At 66.3% G+C, this 16,462-nt stretch carries 14 protein-coding genes; 8 read left to right on the forward strand and 6 right to left on the reverse strand.

The window, feature by feature from the left end; all coding sequences use genetic code 11:
- Nucleotides 1-114: 114 nt before the first annotated feature.
- The gene (locus SAMIE_RS02090; RefSeq protein ID WP_066698160.1) at nt 115-1,338 is read left to right on the forward strand and encodes a polyhydroxyalkanoate depolymerase; all 1,224 of its coding nucleotides are present in this window, start codon (nt 115-117) and stop codon (nt 1,336-1,338) included.
- A gap of 2 nt (nt 1,339-1,340) precedes the next feature.
- Here SAMIE_RS02090 and SAMIE_RS02095 read toward each other — a convergent pair whose 3' ends face one another.
- Nucleotides 1,341-1,694, reverse strand: coding sequence for a YbaN family protein (locus tag SAMIE_RS02095; protein WP_066698158.1), 354 nt, complete (start codon nt 1,692-1,694; stop codon nt 1,341-1,343).
- A gap of 132 nt (nt 1,695-1,826) precedes the next feature.
- Here SAMIE_RS02095 and SAMIE_RS02100 point away from each other — a divergent pair, with 132 nt between their 5' ends.
- Nucleotides 1,827-3,233: a porin gene (locus tag SAMIE_RS02100; protein WP_083952408.1), complete on the forward strand. Its 1,407-nt coding sequence runs from the start codon at nt 1,827-1,829 to the stop codon at nt 3,231-3,233.
- A gap of 4 nt (nt 3,234-3,237) precedes the next feature.
- On the opposite strand, the gene SAMIE_RS02105 is transcribed toward SAMIE_RS02100, so the two are convergent.
- The 4 genes from SAMIE_RS02105 to SAMIE_RS02120 form a co-directional block, all read right to left on the reverse strand.
- Nucleotides 3,238-4,542 (reverse strand): sensor histidine kinase, encoded by a 1,305-nt coding sequence (locus SAMIE_RS02105; RefSeq protein ID WP_066698156.1) that lies wholly within the window; start codon nt 4,540-4,542, stop codon nt 3,238-3,240.
- 187 nt (nt 4,543-4,729) lie between these two features.
- A complete protein-coding gene (locus tag SAMIE_RS02110) occupies nt 4,730-5,395 on the reverse strand; it encodes a response regulator transcription factor (RefSeq protein WP_066698154.1) in 666 nt (221 codons plus the stop codon).
- A 48-nt stretch (nt 5,396-5,443) separates the two neighbouring features.
- Nucleotides 5,444-5,782: a hypothetical protein gene (locus tag SAMIE_RS02115; RefSeq protein WP_066698151.1), complete on the reverse strand. Its 339-nt coding sequence runs from the start codon at nt 5,780-5,782 to the stop codon at nt 5,444-5,446.
- A gap of 72 nt (nt 5,783-5,854) precedes the next feature.
- Entirely contained in the window at nt 5,855-6,583 is a 729-nt protein-coding gene (locus SAMIE_RS02120) for an SIMPL domain-containing protein (RefSeq protein ID WP_066698148.1), read from the reverse strand.
- Between the two features lie 140 nt (nt 6,584-6,723).
- Between SAMIE_RS02120 and SAMIE_RS02125 the strand changes: the two genes are divergently transcribed.
- From SAMIE_RS02125 to ligA, 4 genes are read left to right on the forward strand one after another with little or no spacing between them, the layout of a single operon-like run.
- The gene (locus SAMIE_RS02125; protein ID WP_066698146.1) at nt 6,724-8,505 is read left to right on the forward strand and encodes an ABC-F family ATP-binding cassette domain-containing protein; all 1,782 of its coding nucleotides are present in this window, start codon (nt 6,724-6,726) and stop codon (nt 8,503-8,505) included.
- A gap of 56 nt (nt 8,506-8,561) precedes the next feature.
- Entirely contained in the window at nt 8,562-9,347 is a 786-nt protein-coding gene (locus tag SAMIE_RS02130) for an outer membrane protein assembly factor BamD (RefSeq protein ID WP_066698377.1), read from the forward strand.
- A 49-nt stretch (nt 9,348-9,396) separates the two neighbouring features.
- The gene (recN, locus tag SAMIE_RS02135) at nt 9,397-11,061 is read left to right on the forward strand and encodes a DNA repair protein RecN (RefSeq protein ID WP_066698144.1); all 1,665 of its coding nucleotides are present in this window, start codon (nt 9,397-9,399) and stop codon (nt 11,059-11,061) included.
- 33 nt (nt 11,062-11,094) lie between these two features.
- On the forward strand, nt 11,095-13,206 hold the full coding sequence (ligA, locus tag SAMIE_RS02140; RefSeq protein ID WP_066698142.1) for an NAD-dependent DNA ligase LigA: 2,112 nt from the start codon (nt 11,095-11,097) through the stop codon (nt 13,204-13,206).
- Nucleotides 13,207-13,225: 19 nt separating this feature from the next.
- Here the strand turns inward: ligA and yghU are convergent, their stop codons facing one another.
- Nucleotides 13,226-14,098 carry a glutathione-dependent disulfide-bond oxidoreductase gene (yghU, locus tag SAMIE_RS02145; RefSeq protein ID WP_066698140.1) on the reverse strand — a complete coding sequence of 291 codons (873 nt, stop codon included), beginning with the start codon at nt 14,096-14,098 and terminating at the stop codon, nt 13,226-13,228.
- 301 nt (nt 14,099-14,399) lie between these two features.
- Between yghU and groES the strand changes: the two genes are divergently transcribed.
- Nucleotides 14,400-14,687: a co-chaperone GroES gene (gene groES / locus SAMIE_RS02150; RefSeq protein WP_066698138.1), complete on the forward strand. Its 288-nt coding sequence runs from the start codon at nt 14,400-14,402 to the stop codon at nt 14,685-14,687.
- 128 nt (nt 14,688-14,815) lie between these two features.
- The gene (gene groL, locus SAMIE_RS02155) at nt 14,816-16,459 is read left to right on the forward strand and encodes a chaperonin GroEL (RefSeq protein WP_066698136.1); all 1,644 of its coding nucleotides are present in this window, start codon (nt 14,816-14,818) and stop codon (nt 16,457-16,459) included.
- Nucleotides 16,460-16,462 lie beyond the last annotated feature (3 nt).

The following is a 16,462-nucleotide window of genomic DNA, read 5'->3' on the forward strand; positions in this document are numbered from 1 at the left end:
CGCTGGAGCGATACTCACATTTCTTATGATGCAGTGCAACAGAAATTGCCTGTATAGAGTTTCGGTGTAGGACCGATTCGGTTGGACAGGCAGCGATAAGGCAAGTTTGAGGCGATGCGGATGCTCTACAGCGGCTATCAGGCGTGGAACGACATGCTGGCGCCCGCCCGGCTGGGCGCGCAGTGGGCGCTCGACCTGCGCGAACGGATGGGGCCGATGGCCGACTGGCCGATGCCCCGCCGCATGTTCGCGCTGATGGACGTGTTTCAGGGCGCGCAACTGACGCACAAGCGCCCCGGCTATGCCATCACCACGGTCCAGAGCGGCAACGCGCAGGTGGCCGTGCGCGAAGAGATCGCGCTGGACCTGCCGTTCGGCAACCTGCTGCATTTCGTGAAGGACGATGTCGAAACGCCCCAGCCGGTCGTGCTGGTGGTCGCGCCCATGTCCGGCCATTTCGCGACGCTGTTGCGCAGCACGGTCGAAACCCTGCTGCGCGACCATGATGTCTACATCACCGACTGGAAGAATGCGCGGGACGTTCCGCTTTCCGCCGGGCGGTTCGGCTTCGACGATTATGTCGGCTATGTGACGCAGTTCCTCCGGCATCTCGGGGAGGGCGCGCATGTCGTATCGGTATGCCAGCCCTGCGTTCCCGCGCTGGCGGCGGTGGCCTTGATGGCGGAGGATGGCGATCCCGCGACGCCGCGATCCATGACGCTGATGGGCGGCCCCATCGACCCCAACGCCGCGCCGACCGTCGTCACCGATCTGGCGAACGAGCGGCCGCTCCAGTGGTTCGAGGATAATCTGATTTCGGTCGTGCCGCTGCGCTATGCCGGCGGGGGGCGCGAAGTCTATCCCGGCTTCCTCCAGCTTACCGCTTTCGTCCAGATGAACATGGGGCGTCACGGCGCGCAGCATCGCGAACTCTATCAGCTCCTCGCCGACGGCAAGACGGAGCAGGCGGACAGGATCAAGGAATTTTACGCCGAATATTTCGCCGTGCTCGACCTGACGAAGGAATTTTATCTCGAAACCATCGACATGGTGTTCCAGCGCACCCTGCTCGCCAAGGGCGAACTGACGGTGGGCGGGCGCAGGGTCAATCCCGGCGCGATCCGCAAGACCGCTCTGCTGACGGTCGAGGGAGAGCGCGACGACATCTGCGCCGTGGGCCAGACATCGGCGGCGCACACGCTCTGCACGGGCCTGCGCAGCCATATGAAGCGGCACCATCTGCAACTGGGCGTGGGCCATTATGGCGTGTTTTCCGGCAGCAAATGGGAAAACCAGATCTATCCGCAGGTGCGCAACCTGATCCTGTCGGTCAACTGACGTCAGGCTTCGGGCCGGGTCCAGATCCAGCGCCCGCCGATCAGCGCCGCCGCCACCGGCACCAGCCACCACGGCCAGGGTGAGAAGAGCAGCGCCAGCACGATGCTGAAGGCAAAGGCCGCCAGCGCCGCCTTCTTGCCCCGGCGACTGATCGCGCCACTTTCCCGCCAGCGCCGGATATGCGGCCCCAGATGCGGATGGTCGAGCAGCTTCGCTTCCATCCGCGGACTGGAGCGGGCGAAGCAGAAGGCGGCGAGGATCATGAAGGGAACGGTCGGCAGCAGGGGCAATATCGCGCCCAGTGCGCCCAGCCCCAGCGACACAAACCCGCCCACCAGATAGAGATGCCGCCGCATGACCCCTGAGGCTTCGCAGGCGGGGCGGGGGAAGGCAAGTCGCCTGCGCACTGTCACATAAATGAAGCATAAATGTCATCGGTGTTTCACCGAACTGACATAATCGCGCCGTCGAAACATCACGGGGCTTTCATGATCGGATCATCCACACGCAGCGCACCATGGCTCGCCGGCATGCTGGCCATGTCGCCCGTGCCTGCCGAAGCGCAGACCAACGCCGATCTGCAACGCCAGATCGACGATCTCAAGGCGCAGGTTCAGGCGCTCACCGCCGCGCTGGTGGCGACGAAGTCCGCTCCCCCGTCAGCGCCCCCCGTTCCGCCCGCCGCTCTGGCGTCCGCCGCGCAGCCTGTCCCGGCCCCGACAGCAGCCGAGCCGGACAAGCCCCGGTCCCGGCCCCACGGCCTTACGCTCCGGGGCTATACGCAGATGCGCTACAACGCCATCCTGTCGGGCGACAGGACCGCGCCCGCAGGCGAAGCGCGGCTGCGGTCGGTGCATGACGCTTCGCTCAACGAAAAGGGCAATTTCTCGCTGCGCCGTGTCCGGCTGGCGGTGCAGGGCGACCTGTCGGACCGCATCTCGCTCTATCTCCAGTCCGATTTCGCATCGGCGGTGAACAATCAGGCGGGGACCGAACGGCGCGAGAATTTCCTGCAACTGCGCGACGTCTATGCCGACATCTTCGCCGACAAAGGGCGCACGCTACGTTTGCGGGTGGGCCAGTCGAAAGTGCCCTATGGCTGGGAGAATATGCAGTCCTCCTCCAACCGCATTCCGCTCGACCGGAGCGACGCCATCAACAGCGCGGTGCCGAGCGAGCGCGATCTGGGCGTCGTCGCCTATTACACGCCGCCTTCGGTCCAGCGCATCTGGGACCGGCTGGCGAAGGGCGGGCAGAAGCTGTTCGGCAATTACGGCGCGTTCGGCCTTGGCGCGTTCAACGGGCAGGGGACGAACCGGACCGAGCAGAATGACGGGCTGATGAAAGTCGCTTTCGCCACCTGGCCCTTCGCGCTCGACGGTCTGGGTGGGTCTTTCGCCGGGCAGGTGATCGAGATCGGCGGATCGGCCATGCATAACCGGGTGCAGCCCGAACTGCGCAGCGGCGTCATCAGCCCCGCCGCCTACAAGGACGAACGCGTCGGCATCCACGCCATCCTCTATCCGCAACCCTTCGGCATTCAGGCCGAATGGAACTGGGGCAAGGGGCCGGAATATGATCCGCTGAGCCGGTCGATTGCGGCGAAGAAGCTGAAGGGCGGCTATGTGCAGACGAGTCTGCGCCTGACCGACGAGACGCTCGGCGCGATCAATCCCTATGCCCGCTGGCAGACCTATCGCGGCGGCTGGAAAGCGGCGACCAACGCGCCGCGCCTCGAAACCGACGAGGTCGAACTGGGCGTCGAATGGCAGCCGATCAGGGCGCTGGAACTGACCATCGCCTACGCGCGGATGAAGCGCGCCGAGGCGGACGAGCGGCGTGCGGGCCGCGCGAAGGGCGACGTGCTGCGCACCCAGTTGCAGTGGAATTACTGAACGGTCAGGCGGTCGGCAGCCGCAGGCGCACCAGCAGCCCGCCCAGATCCTCGCTCTCTTCCAGCGTGACCGTGCCGCCGTAGATCTCCGCGACATCGCGCACGATGGCAAGGCCGAGACCGGTTCCCGGCTTCCCCGAATCGAGCCGGACACCCCGGTCGAAGATGCGGACCCGTTCGGCCTCCGGGATGCCCATGCCGTCATCCTCGACCAGTATCTCGACAATGCCCGCCGCCCGGCCCACGGTTGCAAAGACGCTGCCGCCGCCATATTTCGCGGCGTTTTCGATCAGGTTGCCGAGCATTTCGTCGAGATCCTGCCGCTCGACCCGGACGGCGGCGGCCTTGTCGCCGTCCATGTCGATCCGCGCGTCGGGATAGAGGCGCTGCACCGCGCGCTCGACGGCGGTCAGGCTTTCCCACACTTCCGCCCGGCTCTGCGCCGCCCCGCGCCGCCCGACCGCGCGGGCGCGGGCGAGATGATGGTCGACCTGTCGCCGCATCGTCGTCGCTTCGCGGATCACTGCCTCGCCAAGATCGGGCGCCTGCGCCGTCGCCGCGTTCATGATGACGGTCAGCGGCGTCTTGAGCGCATGGGCGAGGTTACCCGCATGGGTGCGCGCTTCCTCCGCCTGCCGCTCGTTATGGGAGAGGAGGGCGTTCAGTTCCTCCACCATCGGCAACACTTCGGCGGGCATCGGTTCGGTGACGCGGCTCGCTTCGCCCCGCCGCATCCGCGCGATGGCGAGCCGCACCTTGCGCAGCGGGCGCAGGCCATAAAAGGTCTGGAGACTCGCCAGCACGAACAGCCCGATGGCGAGCAGCGCGAAGCTCTTGAACAGGGTCGACCGCAGCGTTCTGATCTGCGCGTCCAGCCCCTCGCGCGCCTGCGCCACCATGAACAGCCAGCGCGTGTTCGATCCCGGCAGGATCACCGTGCGCTCCATGATGCGCAGGTCTTCTCCCGGAAACTGACGGCTGTCATAGACATGGAGTTGCCGGTCGCGATGATCGGCGGGCGCCTTGAGTGCCCGGTCCCAGAGCGAGCGCGAGCGCCAGTCCTCATGCCCCGGCGCGCTGATCTGGTAATAAAGGCCGCTATTGGGTTCGAGGAAACGCTGGTCGGCGAGTTCCCGGTTGAACAGCACCTCGCCGTCCGGCCCGATTTCCGACGCTGCGATCATCGCGGTCAGCACATAGTTCATGCCGTCGTCGAAATTGCGGGTGATGGCCGCGCTCAGCACCCGGTCGAGCGCCACGCCCCCGCCGATCAGCAGCACGCTGATCCACAGCGCCGCGATGCCGATCATCCTCCGGCTGATCGAGCCGGTCGAGCGGACGGGGGGAGGGGATGCTGCTTCGGTCACGAAAGGCCCCGACTCCGTTCGGGCTGAGCGAAGTCGAAGCCCTGTGCTGAGCGGAGCGAAGCGGCTTCGCCTGCGCTCAGCCACGCCCTTCGACTTCGCTCAGGGCGAACGGCAGGAAAAAGGAATGCGATTACCGCCCCGGCTCGTCCAGGCTGTAGCCAAGGCCGCGGATCGTGGTGATGACATCGGCGCCCAGCTTCTTGCGGATGCGCGTCACGAACACTTCGATCGTATTGGAATCGCGGTCGAAATCCTGATCGTAGATATGTTCGATCAGTTCGGTCCGGCTCACCACCTTGCCCTTGTGGTGGAGGAGGTAGGAGAGGAGCTTATATTCCTGCGCGGTGAGCTTCACCGGATCGCCCTTCAGCGTCACCTTGCCCGACCGGGTGTCGAGCCGCACGTCGCCCGCCGTCAGCTCGCTCGACGCATTGCCCGACGCGCGGCGGATCAGCGCGCGGAGGCGGGCGATCAGTTCCTCGCTCTGGAACGGCTTGGCGAGATAATCGTCCGCGCCCGCGTCCAGACCCGCGACCTTGTCCGACCAGCTATCGCGCGCGGTCAGCACCAGCACGGGAAAGCCGCGCCCTTCCTTGCGCCATTTGTCGAGCACGGTCAGGCCGTCGATGGTCGGCAGGCCAAGGTCCAGCACGACCGCGTCGTAGCTTTCGGTCGATCCCAGGAAATGTCCGTCCTCGCCATCGGTGGCGAGATCGACGGCATAGCCCGCGCCTTCCAGCGTGGTCCTGAGCTGCTGGCCCAGATTCGGTTCATCCTCGACGATCAGCAGGCGCATGGGGCGGGTTCCGTTTCTGTTATGTGGATCGTTACGGAGACGCGCCGATCAGCGCGCCATGCCGATAATATCGCCGGTTCGGCCATCGGCATCAACCCACATCACCTTTCCGTCCTTCACATATTTCAGGCGGTATCGGTTGGAGGAGGGGTCGAATTCGCTGCCGACATAGGTCGCGCCGCCCACCGCCGCGTCGACGCGGCGCTTGATGAGGGAAAAGGGCATGACCTGCCCGTCCAGCATCGCGCGGCGGGCGGCATCCTGTTCGTCGCGCCTGTTGCCCGCCTCCGCCATCGGCATGGTGAGCACCAGTGCGGTCGCCGTTCCGACCGCCGCAGCCAGACTTTTCCACTTCATAATCATGGCAATGGCATAGCTGCACGGCATTGAACAGGTGGTGAATGGCCGCAGGATGAACGGGCGGGCGGCCTGTCCCTGTGGATCGCCGCCCGCGCATTCTCACTTCTCCAGCGCGTATTGCACGGTCAGCGTCACCGATGCGCTGACCTGTCCCGGCTCGACCGGGGTGACGGGCGCGGCGTCCGCCTTGAAGCTGCGGACCATCATCGGCATGGGCGGCTGGCCGCCGCTGTTGCTTTCGCTGATCGATACCAGCCGGGCCGAGCGGTATCCCGCCGCCTGCGCATAGAAGTCCGCCTGCGCCTTTGCGCTCTTCAGCGCCGCGCCGCGCGCCTGCACCAGCAGGGGCGAGGGATCGTCGATGGAAAAGCTCGGCCCGTTGAGGTTGGTCGCGCCCGCCGCCACCATCGCATCGAGCGACGCGCCAACCCGCTTGATGTCGCGCAGCTTGACAGTCAACTGGTTCGACGCTTCGTAGCCGATGAAGCGCGGCGTCGGCGACTGGCCATTATTGTTGCTGTAATCATATTGCGCGCTGAGGTTGATCCCGCTGGTCTGGATGTCCTTCCTGGCGATGCCCGCCCTGGCCAGCGCGGCGATCAGCTTTTCGGTCTGCGCGGCATTCTGCTGCATGGCTGCCTGCGCGGTGGGCGCGCGGGTCTGGACGCCGGTGCCCACGGTCGCGACATCGGGCGCGGCCTCGACGCTTTCGGTGACGTTCAGCGTCACGACGGGCGCGGTTTCGGCGATGGTGACGCTGGTCTGCGCGAGCGCGGCGGCGGGGATCGCGGCGGCGCCCAGCGCCAGCAGGGCCAAAGCGGATTTCATGGGGGTAGTCTCCTCTACGGTGATGCGTCCATTTGGAACGGCTGCGATGAACCGACGCTGTCCTGCGTTGAAAGCCGTGCGACAGCTTTGTGGTTCCATCGCTCTTGCCCGCGCCTGCCCAAGCGCCTAGCTGCACCGCCATGGCGGCTCCGATCCTCTCGTTCGAAAATCTCGGCCTTTCGCAGGGCACGCACTGGCTTTTCCGCAACATCGACATCCATGTCGGGCAGCGTGACCGGCTGGCGCTGATCGGGCGCAACGGCGCGGGCAAGACGACGCTGCTCAAGCTGCTGGGCGGCCAGATCGAGCCGGACGAGGGCACGCGCTCGGTGCAGCCGGGCGCGCGGGTCATCATGCTGGAACAGGACCCGGACGTGACGCCCTTCGCCACGCTCCACGATTTCGCGCTGGCGGGCGAGTTCGCGCCGCCCGCGCATGAGGTGGAAGCCATCGCCGACCAGCTCGGCATCGACCTGTCGCGCGAAGCGAGGACGGCGAGCGGGGGTGAGCGCCGCCGCGCCGCCATCGCCCGCGCGCTCGCCAGCGAACCGGATCTGCTGCTGCTCGACGAGCCGACCAACCATCTCGACATCGCCGCGATCGACTGGCTGGAAAACTGGCTGGCGCGCTATAATGGCGCGTTCATCGTCATCAGCCACGACCGCGCTTTCCTGACGCGGCTGACGCGCCAGACGCTCTGGCTAGACCGCGGTTCGATGCGCCGCAACGAAATCGGCTTCGGCGGTTTCGAACAGTGGATGGAAGCGGTCTATGCCGAAGAAGCCCGCGCCGCCGAAAAGCTCGACGCGAAGCTCAAGATCGAGGCGCACTGGCTGGAGCGGGGCGTCACCGCCCGGCGCAAGCGCAATCAGGGCCGCCTCGCCAAGCTCTGGGAAATGCGCGCCCAGCGGGCCGCGATGCAGGGGCCGCAAGGCACCGCCAAGCTCGCCGTCAGCAGCGACGACAGCAAGACCAAGAGCGTCATCAAGGCCGAGCATGTCAGCAAAAATTTCGGCGACCGAACGATCATCAAGGACTTCTCCCTGCGCGTGCAGCGCGGCGACCGCATCGGCATCGTCGGCGGCAACGGCGCGGGAAAGTCGACGCTGCTGAAACTGCTGACCGGCGAACTCGCGCCCGACAGCGGCGAAGTGACGCTGGCGAAGACGCTGGACATGATCTTCATCGACCAGCAGCGCAGCCTGATGCAGGGCGACAAGACCGTCCGCGACGTGCTGGCCGAGGGGGGCGACTGGATCGACGTGCGCGGGGTGCGCAAGCATGTCCACGGCTATCTCAAGGACTTCCTGTTCGATCCCTCGCTGGCCGAAGCGAAGGTCGGCACGCTGTCGGGCGGTGAGCGTTCCCGCCTGCTGTTCGCGCGGGAGTTCGCGCGCGAATCCAACCTGCTGGTGCTGGACGAGCCGACCAATGATCTCGACCTCGAAACGCTCGACCTGCTCCAGGAAGTCATCGCCGACTATGACGGCACGGTCCTGATCGTCAGCCACGACCGCGATTTCCTCGACCGCACGGTCACGGTGACGCTGGGCCTCGACGGCAGCGGCACGGTGGACGTGATCGTCGGCGGCTATGCCGACTGGATCGCCAAGCGCGACCCGCGCCGCGCGCCCAGAGCGGAAAAGAAAGACGCCGCGCCTCCGCCGCCGCCCAAGCCCGCGTCCGCCAAGCTCAGCTACAAGGACCAGCGCGACCTCGACCTGCTGCCAAAGCGCGTCGAGGAACTGGAAGCGGCCATCGCGCGCGACGAGGACGCGCTCGCCGACCCGGCGCTCTATACCCGCGACCCGAAACGCTTCGCCGCGCTCACCGCCGCCATCGAAAAGGCGCGCGGGGAAAAGGACGCCGCCGAAGAACGCTGGCTGGAACTGGCGGAAAAGGCGGAAGGGCTGGCGGGCTGACGCACGCCGCATTCTGCCGCTTGGCGCGGGCGGCCGGCTCGGCTATGACCCGGCCCATGCTGACCAAATCCCTGACGCGCATGGGCGCGCTTGCCGCCCCCGTCCTGCTCTCTGCCCTGCTGGCCGGTTGCGCCACGTCGAAGAACAAGGCCGACACCCAATATGTCGCCCGCGACGTGTCGACGCTCTACAACAGCGGCAAGGACCGGCTGGATCGCGGCCAGTTCAAGCTCGCCGCCGCGCTGTTCGACGAAGTGGAGCGGCAGCATCCCTATTCGCCCTGGGCGCGCCGGGCGCAGCTCATGTCGGCGTTCAGCTATTATATGAACAAGGACTATCCCGAATCCATTTCGGCGGCTCAGCGTTTCCTGTCGATCCACACCGGCAACAAGGACGCGCCCTACGCCTATTATCTGATCGCGCTCTGCTATTATGAGCAGATCGCCGACGTGACCCGCGACCAGAAGATCACGCAGCAGGCGATGGATGCGCTGGGCGAACTGATCCGCCGCTATCCCGACACGCGCTACGCCGCCGACGCGCGGCTGAAGGTCGATCTGGTCAACGATCACCTTGCGGGCAAGGAGATGGAAGTCGGCCGCTTTTACCAGCGTCGCGGCCAGTGGCTCGCCGCGACGCTGCGCTTCCGCACCGTGATCGACAAATATCAGACGACGACCCACACGCCCGAAGCACTGGAGCGGCTGGTCGAATCCTATCTGTCGCTGGGCATTCCCGCCGAAGCGCAGAAGGCCGCCGCCGTGCTGGGCCGCAACTATCCCGGCTCCAAATGGTATGAGCGCAGCTTCAAGCTGATGAGGGAACATCCCGGCAAGGCGTGACCGCCGATTGCGTGTTCCCCTTTTGTGCGGTGACAGGTAGAAACGCGTCATGCTGACCAGCCTCGCCATCCGCAATGTCGTGCTGATCGATGCGCTGGACCTGGAGTTCGGCGCGGGCCTTTCGGTGCTGACGGGCGAGACGGGTGCGGGCAAATCCATTCTGCTCGATTCGCTGGGACTGGCGCTGGGCGCGCGGGCGGACAGCGGGCTGGTGCGCGCGGGGGAAGCGCAGGCGAGCGTCGTCGCCGCCTTCGATCCGCCCGCCGGAGGCACGCGGGCAGCGGAACTGCTGGCCGAAAACGGCATCGACATGGAGCCGGGCGAGCCGCTGCTGATCCGCCGCACGTTGAAGGCCGATGGCGGCAGCCGCGCTTTCGTGAACGACCAGCCCTGCTCCGCCGCGCTGCTGCGCGATCTGGGCGGGGCGCTGGTGGAAATTCACGGCCAGCATGACGATCGCGGCCTGCTCAATCCGCGCGGGCACCGGGCCTTGCTCGACGCCTACGGACGATGCGACACCGGCGCGGTTGCTGCCGCCCATGCGGCATGGAAGGCCGCCTCCGCCGCTCTGTCGCAAGCCCGCGCGACCGTGGAAAACGCCGCGCGCGACCGGGATTATCTGACCCATGCGGTCGAGGAACTGGGCAAATTCGCGCCCGAACCGGGCGAAGAGGAAAGCCTCGCCACCGAACGCGCGACGATGCAGAAAGGCGCGCGCCTGTCGGACGATCTGGCGGCGGTCAGCGATTGCCTGACCGGATCGGACGGCGGCCTCGCCCAGTTGCGGCAGGCCGCCCGCCGACTCGACCGCATCGCCAGCGAAGAGCCGCTGCTGACCGCCGTGCTCGAAGCGCTCGACCGCGCGGTGGTGGAAGCGGGCGAGGCGGAGGACCGGCTCGCCGAAGCCGCCGAAGCGCTGTCCTTCGATCCCGCCCGGCTCGACGCCATCGAAACGCGGCTGTTCGACCTGCGTGGCCTTGCCCGCAAGCATCAGGTCGCGCCCGACGATCTCGCCGCGCTGCGCGACGGGATGGCGGCCAAACTCGCCGCTATCGAAGGGGGCGAGGAACATCTCGCCGCGCTGGAGGCGGATGTCGCGCGCAAGGGGGAAGCCTATCGCGCCGCCGCGCAGGCGCTGTCCGCCGCGCGCAGCCAGGCCGCCGGACGGCTAGACGCGGCGGTCGCGGGCGAACTCGCGCCCCTGAAGCTCGATTCCGCACGCTTCCGCACCGTGGTCGCGCCGTTGGAAGAAGGCCAGTGGAGCGCGCAGGGCATGGACAGGATCGAGTTCGAAATCTCGACCAACCCCGGCGCGCCCTTCGCTCCGCTGGCGAAGATCGCGTCGGGCGGCGAACTGTCGCGCTTCATTCTTGCGCTCAAGGTCGCGCTCGCGGAGCGGGGCGGTGCGGACACGCTGATCTTCGACGAGATCGACCGGGGTGTGGGCGGCGCGGTCGCCGACGCCATCGGCGAACGGCTGTCCCGGCTGGCGCAGAGCAATCAGATCCTCGTCGTCACCCACAGCCCACAGGTCGCGGCGCGCGGCGCGGGTCACATGCTGATCGCCAAATCGTCGGACGGCACCGTCACCCGCACCGGCGTCCACGCGCTCGACGATGCGCAACGCCGCGAGGAAATCGCCCGAATGCTGTCGGGCGCGGAAATCACGGCGGAGGCGAGGGCGCAGGCGGAACGGCTGCTGGAGCGGGTCTAGCCGGAAGCAGGGGACTGCGGCTAAAGCATTCCCATGACCGATCCCGCCGCCCTCACCGAAGCCGAAGCCGCCAACCGCCTGATGCGCCTCGCGAAGGAGGTGGCAAAGCACAATCGGCTCTATCACGATCAGGACGCGCCGGAGATCAGCGACGCGGACTATGACGCGCTGATCCGCGAGAACAACGCGCTGGAGGCCGCCTTCCCGCACCTCATCCGCGCCGATTCGCCCAATGCGCAGGTGGGCGCCACCGCGACATCGACGCTCAAGAAAGTGCCCCATGCCGTCCGCATGATGAGCCTCGACAACGGCTTTTCGGACGAGGACATCGCCGAGTTCATCGCCCGCGTCCGCCGCTTCCTCGCGCTGCCCGAAGCGGAGCCGGTCGCGCTGACGGCGGAACCGAAGATCGACGGCCTGTCCTGTTCGCTCCGCTACGAGAAGGGTGAACTGGTGCTGGCCGCCACGCGCGGCGACGGGACCACGGGCGAGGATGTGACCGCGAACGTCCGCACCATTTCAGACATTCCGCAGACGCTCAGCGGGCCGAACGTCCCCGACCTGTTCGAGATTCGGGGCGAGGTCTATATGGCGAAGGCGGACTTTGTGGCCCTCAACGCGCGCCTGCTCGCCGAAGCCGACGACCCGGAAAAGGCCCGCCAGTTCGCCAATCCGCGCAACGCCGCCGCCGGATCGCTGCGTCAGAAGGACGCCGCCGTCACCGCCAGCCGCCCGCTGCGCTTCCTCGCCCATGGCTGGGGCGCGCACAGCGACGTGCCCGCCGACACACAGTTCGGCGTGATGCAGGCCATCGCCGCATGGGGCTTGCCCGTCTCCGACAGGCTGGTTCGGGTCGACAGCCTCGACGCTCTCATCGCCCATTATCGCGCGATCGAAGCGGCGCGCGCCGATCTGCCGTTCGACATCGACGGGGTGGTTTACAAGGTGGACCGGCTCGACTGGCAGCAGCGGCTCGGCTTCGTCGCCAAGGCGCCGCGCTGGGCCATCGCGCACAAATTCCCCGCCGAACGCGCGCAGACGACGCTGGAGGCCATCGACATACAGGTCGGCCGCACCGGCAAGCTGACGCCGGTGGGGCGGCTCACCCCCGTCACCGTGGGCGGCGTGGTTGTCTCCAACGTCACGCTCCACAATGCCGACGAGATTGAGCGGCTGGGCGTCCGCCCCGGCGACCGCATCGTCGTCCAGCGCGCGGGCGACGTCATCCCGCAGGTGGTGGACAATCTGACGCGCGAGGAACCGCGCGACCCCTTTCTCTTCCCCGACCACTGCCCCGTCTGCCATAGCGAAGCGGTGCGCGAGGAGGGCGAGGTGGATGTGCGCTGCACCGGCGGCCTCATCTGCCCGGCCCAGCGCTTCGAGCGGCTGCGCCACTTCGTCAGCCGTGCCGCGCTCGATATCGAGGGGCTGGGCGAAAAGACGATCCAGGAGTTTCTCGACCTCGGCTGGATCGCCGAACCCGCCGACATCTTCCGCCTGAAAGCGCACCGCGCCGACCTGCTTGGCCGCGAAGGGTGGAAGGAGAAGTCGGTCGACAATCTCCTCGCCGCCATCGAAGCCAAGCGCCAGCCCGACGCGGCGCGCCTGCTGTTCGGGCTTGGCATCCGGCACACAGGTGCGGTGACGGCGCGCGACCTGCTCAGGCGCTACGCCACGCTTCCGGCCATCCGCGCGCTGGCGCAGGAGATCATCGCCCTGCGCGACCAGCCCTTCGACAGTCAGGCGAAGCGAGACAAGGCCATCGCCGACCATATCGGCGTCGAAAATGTCGGCGCGGCGGTCGGCCATGCGCTTGCCGACTTCTTCCATGAACCCCACAACGTCGAGGCATGGGACGACCTGCTGTCCGAAGTTGCTCCGCCGCCTTATGTCGTGGAAACCACCGCCAGCGCCGTCACCGGAAAGACCGTCGTGTTCACCGGCAAGCTCGAAACCATGAGCCGCGACGAGGCGAAGGCGCAGGCCGAACGCCTCGGCGCGAAGGCCGCCGGTTCCGTAAGCGCAAAGACCGACCTCGTCGTCGCGGGGCCGGGCGCGGGCAGCAAGCTCAAGCAGGCGGCCGCGCTCGGCATCGAGGTGATCGACGAAGCCGCCTGGGCGGAGATCGTCAGGGAAGCGGGGTAGGGGCTTCTGCGGTAGGCTGTTACACCTCCTGCAATTTGTCCTGCGTCTTCGTGTCGAAGTCGCTGGCGTCGTGCCGCTCGTGCAGTTGCTCCTCCAGCGGGCCGTTCGCCTTGTTGACGATCCGCCCGCGCCTGACCGCCGGGCGCGCGTCGATCTGCTGCGCCCAGCGCGTCAGATGCTTGTAGCCCGGCGCATCCAGGAAGACATGTGCCCCTTCATAGGTGCGGCCCAGCGCCACGCCGCCATACCAGGGCCAGATCGCCATGTCGGCAATCGTATATTCGTCGCCCGCCATATATTCATGGTCCGCCAGATGCCGGTCGAGCACGTCCAGTTGCCGCTTCACTTCCATGGCGTAGCGGTTGATCGGATATTCGTATTTCTCCGGCGCATAGGCGAAGAAGTGGCCGAAGCCGCCGCCCAGGATCGGCGCTGCGCCCATCTGCCAGAACAGCCAGTTCAGCGTCTCGGTCCGCTTGCCACCGTCTGCGGGCAGGAACTTCCCGAACTTTTCGGCGAGATAGACGAGGATCGACCCCGACTCGAACACGCGGCGGGGCGGGGAGACGCTGTGATCGACCAGAGCCGGGATCTTGCTGTTGGGGTTGATGTTGACGAAGCCGCTCGAAAACTGGTCGCCGTCGCCGATGCGGATCAGCCACGCGTCATACTCGGCCCCGGTCACGCCCGCCGCCAGCAGTTCTTCCAGCAGGATCGTGACCTTCTGCCCATTGGGCGTCGCCAGCGAATAAAGCTGGAGCGGATGCTGGCCCACCGGAAGCGCCTTGTCATGCGTCGCGCCGGCGATGGGGCGGTTGATATTGGCGAATGTTCCGCCGCTCGCCTTGTCCCAGGTCCAGACGGCGGGCGGGATATAGGGGGTGTCGCTCAAGGACCGGTCCTTTCGGCAGGGGAATGATGCAGCGCAGGTAGGAAGCCCCGTGTGAGCGGACAAGGTGCCGAACCGGCTTCCCGTCCGCTTTGCCGCATCGGCCTCGCGCCGGTCGTCTCCGCCGCTAAAAAATCGTTGGAACCATCTTGACGCTCGCGTCTCGCGCGCCATATTCGCGGCGCTGGCACTCTCTGTGGATGAGTGCTAACAAGGGAAAGTTCATCGGGAAGAGGACAGGCCGGCGCGGGATGATCCGCTCGTCCGCCGCTTCCTGAAAACAGCTAGGGAAAGGCACACCAACATGGCATTTCGTCCGTTGCACGACCGTGTTCTCGTCCGCCGCGTAGAAGCGGAAGAGAAGACCGCAGGCGGCATCATCATCCCCGATACCGCGAAGGAAAAGCCGCAGGAAGGCGAGATCGTCGCCGTCGGCACCGGCAGCAAGGCCGAAGACGGCAAGGTGACGCCGCTCGACGTGAAGGCTGGCGACCGCGTGCTGTTCGGCAAGTGGTCCGGCACCGAAGTGAAGGTCGACGGTGAAGACCTGCTCATCATGAAGGAATCGGACATCCTTGGCGTTGTCGCCTGATGGCGACGGCCCCGGCATCGTGGCGTAAAGCTGCGAACCGGACGTCATTTCCTGTTTTTCGCGGATTTTCATCGCCTGCAACGGTGTGAACTTCGCAAGTTTCGCAATTCTCAAGAGAGGTAAAGATCATGGCAGCGAAGGACGTAAAGTTTTCGCGTGAAGCGCGTGAACGCATTCTGCGTGGCGTCGACATCCTGGCGGACGCGGTCAAGGTGACTCTGGGTCCGAAGGGCCGCAACGTCGTCATCGACAAGAGCTTCGGCGCGCCCCGCATCACCAAGGACGGCGTTTCCGTCGCCAAGGAAATCGAACTGAAGGACAAGTTCGAGAATATGGGCGCCCAGATGGTCCGCGAAGTCGCTTCGAAGACCAACGACATCGCCGGTGACGGCACCACCACCGCGACCGTTCTGGCTCAGGCGATCGTGCGCGAAGGCATGAAGTCGGTAGCCGCGGGCATGAACCCGATGGACCTGAAGCGCGGCATCGACCTCGCGGTCGGCAAGGTCGTGGAAGACATCAAGTCGCGCTCGAAGCCGGTTTCGGGTTCGGCCGAAGTGGCGCAGGTCGGCATCATCTCCGCCAACGGCGACCGTGAAGTCGGCGAAAAGATCGCCGAAGCCATGGAAAAGGTCGGCAAGGAAGGCGTCATCACCGTCGAAGAGGCCAAGGGTCTCGACTTCGAACTGGACGTCGTCGAAGGCATGCAGTTCGACCGCGGCTACCTGTCGCCCTACTTCATCACCAATCCGGAAAAGATGTCGGTCGAACTCGCTGACCCCTACATTCTGATCCATGAGAAGAAGCTCAGCAACCTCCAGTCGATCCTGCCGATCCTCGAAGCGGTCGTGCAGTCGGGCCGTCCGCTGCTCATCATCGCGGAAGACATCGAAGGCGAAGCGCTCGCGACCCTCGTCGTCAACAAGCTGCGCGGTGGCCTGAAGGTCGCTGCGGTCAAGGCACCGGGCTTCGGCGACCGCCGCAAGGCCATGCTGGAAGACATCGCCGTCCTGACCAAGGGCGAAGTCATCAGCGAAGACCTCGGCATCAAGCTGGAAAGCGTCACCCTCGGCATGCTCGGCACCGCCAAGCGCGTCACCATCGACAAGGACAACACCACCATCGTCGATGGTGCTGGCGACGCCGACTCGATCAAGGGCCGCACCGAGCAGATCCGTTCGCAGATCGAGAACACCACCTCGGACTATGACCGCGAAAAGCTCCAGGAGCGTCTCGCCAAGCTGGCTGGCGGCGTGGCCGTCATCAAGGTCGGCGGCGCGACGGAAGTGGAAGTCAAGGAGCGCAAGGATCGCGTCGACGACGCGCTGCACGCGACCCGCGCGGCTGTCGAAGAAGGCATCGTTCCCGGTGGCGGCACCGCGCTGCTCTACGCGACCAAGGTTCTCGAAGGCGTCACCGGCGTCAACGACGACCAGACCCGCGGCATCGACATCGTCCGCAAGTCGCTGACGTCGCTGGTGCGTCAGATCGCGGCCAACGCCGGTCATGACGGCGCGGTCGTTTCGGGCAAGCTGCTCGACCAGAACGACACCTCGTTCGGCTTCAACGCGTCGACCGACACCTACGAAAATCTGGTCGCCGCCGGCGTCATCGACCCGACCAAGGTCGTGCGCACCGCGCTCCAGAACGCCGCGTCGGTCGCCGGTCTGCTCATCACCACCGAAGCCACCATCGCCGAGCTGCCGGAAGACAAGTCTTCCGCTCCCGCGATGCCCGGCGGTATGGGCGGCATGGGCGGCATGGACTTCTAAGTC

It is taken from the genome of Sphingobium amiense (assembly GCF_003967075.1).
Classification (GTDB): domain Bacteria; phylum Pseudomonadota; class Alphaproteobacteria; order Sphingomonadales; family Sphingomonadaceae; genus Sphingobium; species Sphingobium amiense.

Coding starts and splice junctions, on each gene's coding strand:
- SAMIE_RS02120 (WP_066698148.1), bottom strand. CDS start 6,583: ATGAAATCCGCTTTGGCCCTGCTGGCGCTGGGCGCCGCCGCGATCCCC.
- SAMIE_RS02130 (WP_066698377.1), top strand. CDS start 8,562: ATGCTGACCAAATCCCTGACGCGCATGGGCGCGCTTGCCGCCCCCGTC.
- SAMIE_RS02105 (WP_066698156.1), bottom strand. CDS start 4,542: ATGATCGGCATCGCGGCGCTGTGGATCAGCGTGCTGCTGATCGGCGGG.
- ligA (WP_066698142.1), top strand. CDS start 11,095: ATGACCGATCCCGCCGCCCTCACCGAAGCCGAAGCCGCCAACCGCCTG.
- SAMIE_RS02125 (WP_066698146.1), top strand. CDS start 6,724: ATGGCGGCTCCGATCCTCTCGTTCGAAAATCTCGGCCTTTCGCAGGGC.
- groES (WP_066698138.1), top strand. CDS start 14,400: ATGGCATTTCGTCCGTTGCACGACCGTGTTCTCGTCCGCCGCGTAGAA.
- SAMIE_RS02090 (WP_066698160.1), top strand. CDS start 115: ATGCGGATGCTCTACAGCGGCTATCAGGCGTGGAACGACATGCTGGCG.
- SAMIE_RS02110 (WP_066698154.1), bottom strand. CDS start 5,395: ATGCGCCTGCTGATCGTCGAGGATGAACCGAATCTGGGCCAGCAGCTC.
- SAMIE_RS02100 (WP_083952408.1), top strand. CDS start 1,827: ATGATCGGATCATCCACACGCAGCGCACCATGGCTCGCCGGCATGCTG.
- SAMIE_RS02115 (WP_066698151.1), bottom strand. CDS start 5,782: ATGCCGTGCAGCTATGCCATTGCCATGATTATGAAGTGGAAAAGTCTG.
- recN (WP_066698144.1), top strand. CDS start 9,397: ATGCTGACCAGCCTCGCCATCCGCAATGTCGTGCTGATCGATGCGCTG.
- groL (WP_066698136.1), top strand. CDS start 14,816: ATGGCAGCGAAGGACGTAAAGTTTTCGCGTGAAGCGCGTGAACGCATT.
- SAMIE_RS02095 (WP_066698158.1), bottom strand. CDS start 1,694: ATGCGGCGGCATCTCTATCTGGTGGGCGGGTTTGTGTCGCTGGGGCTG.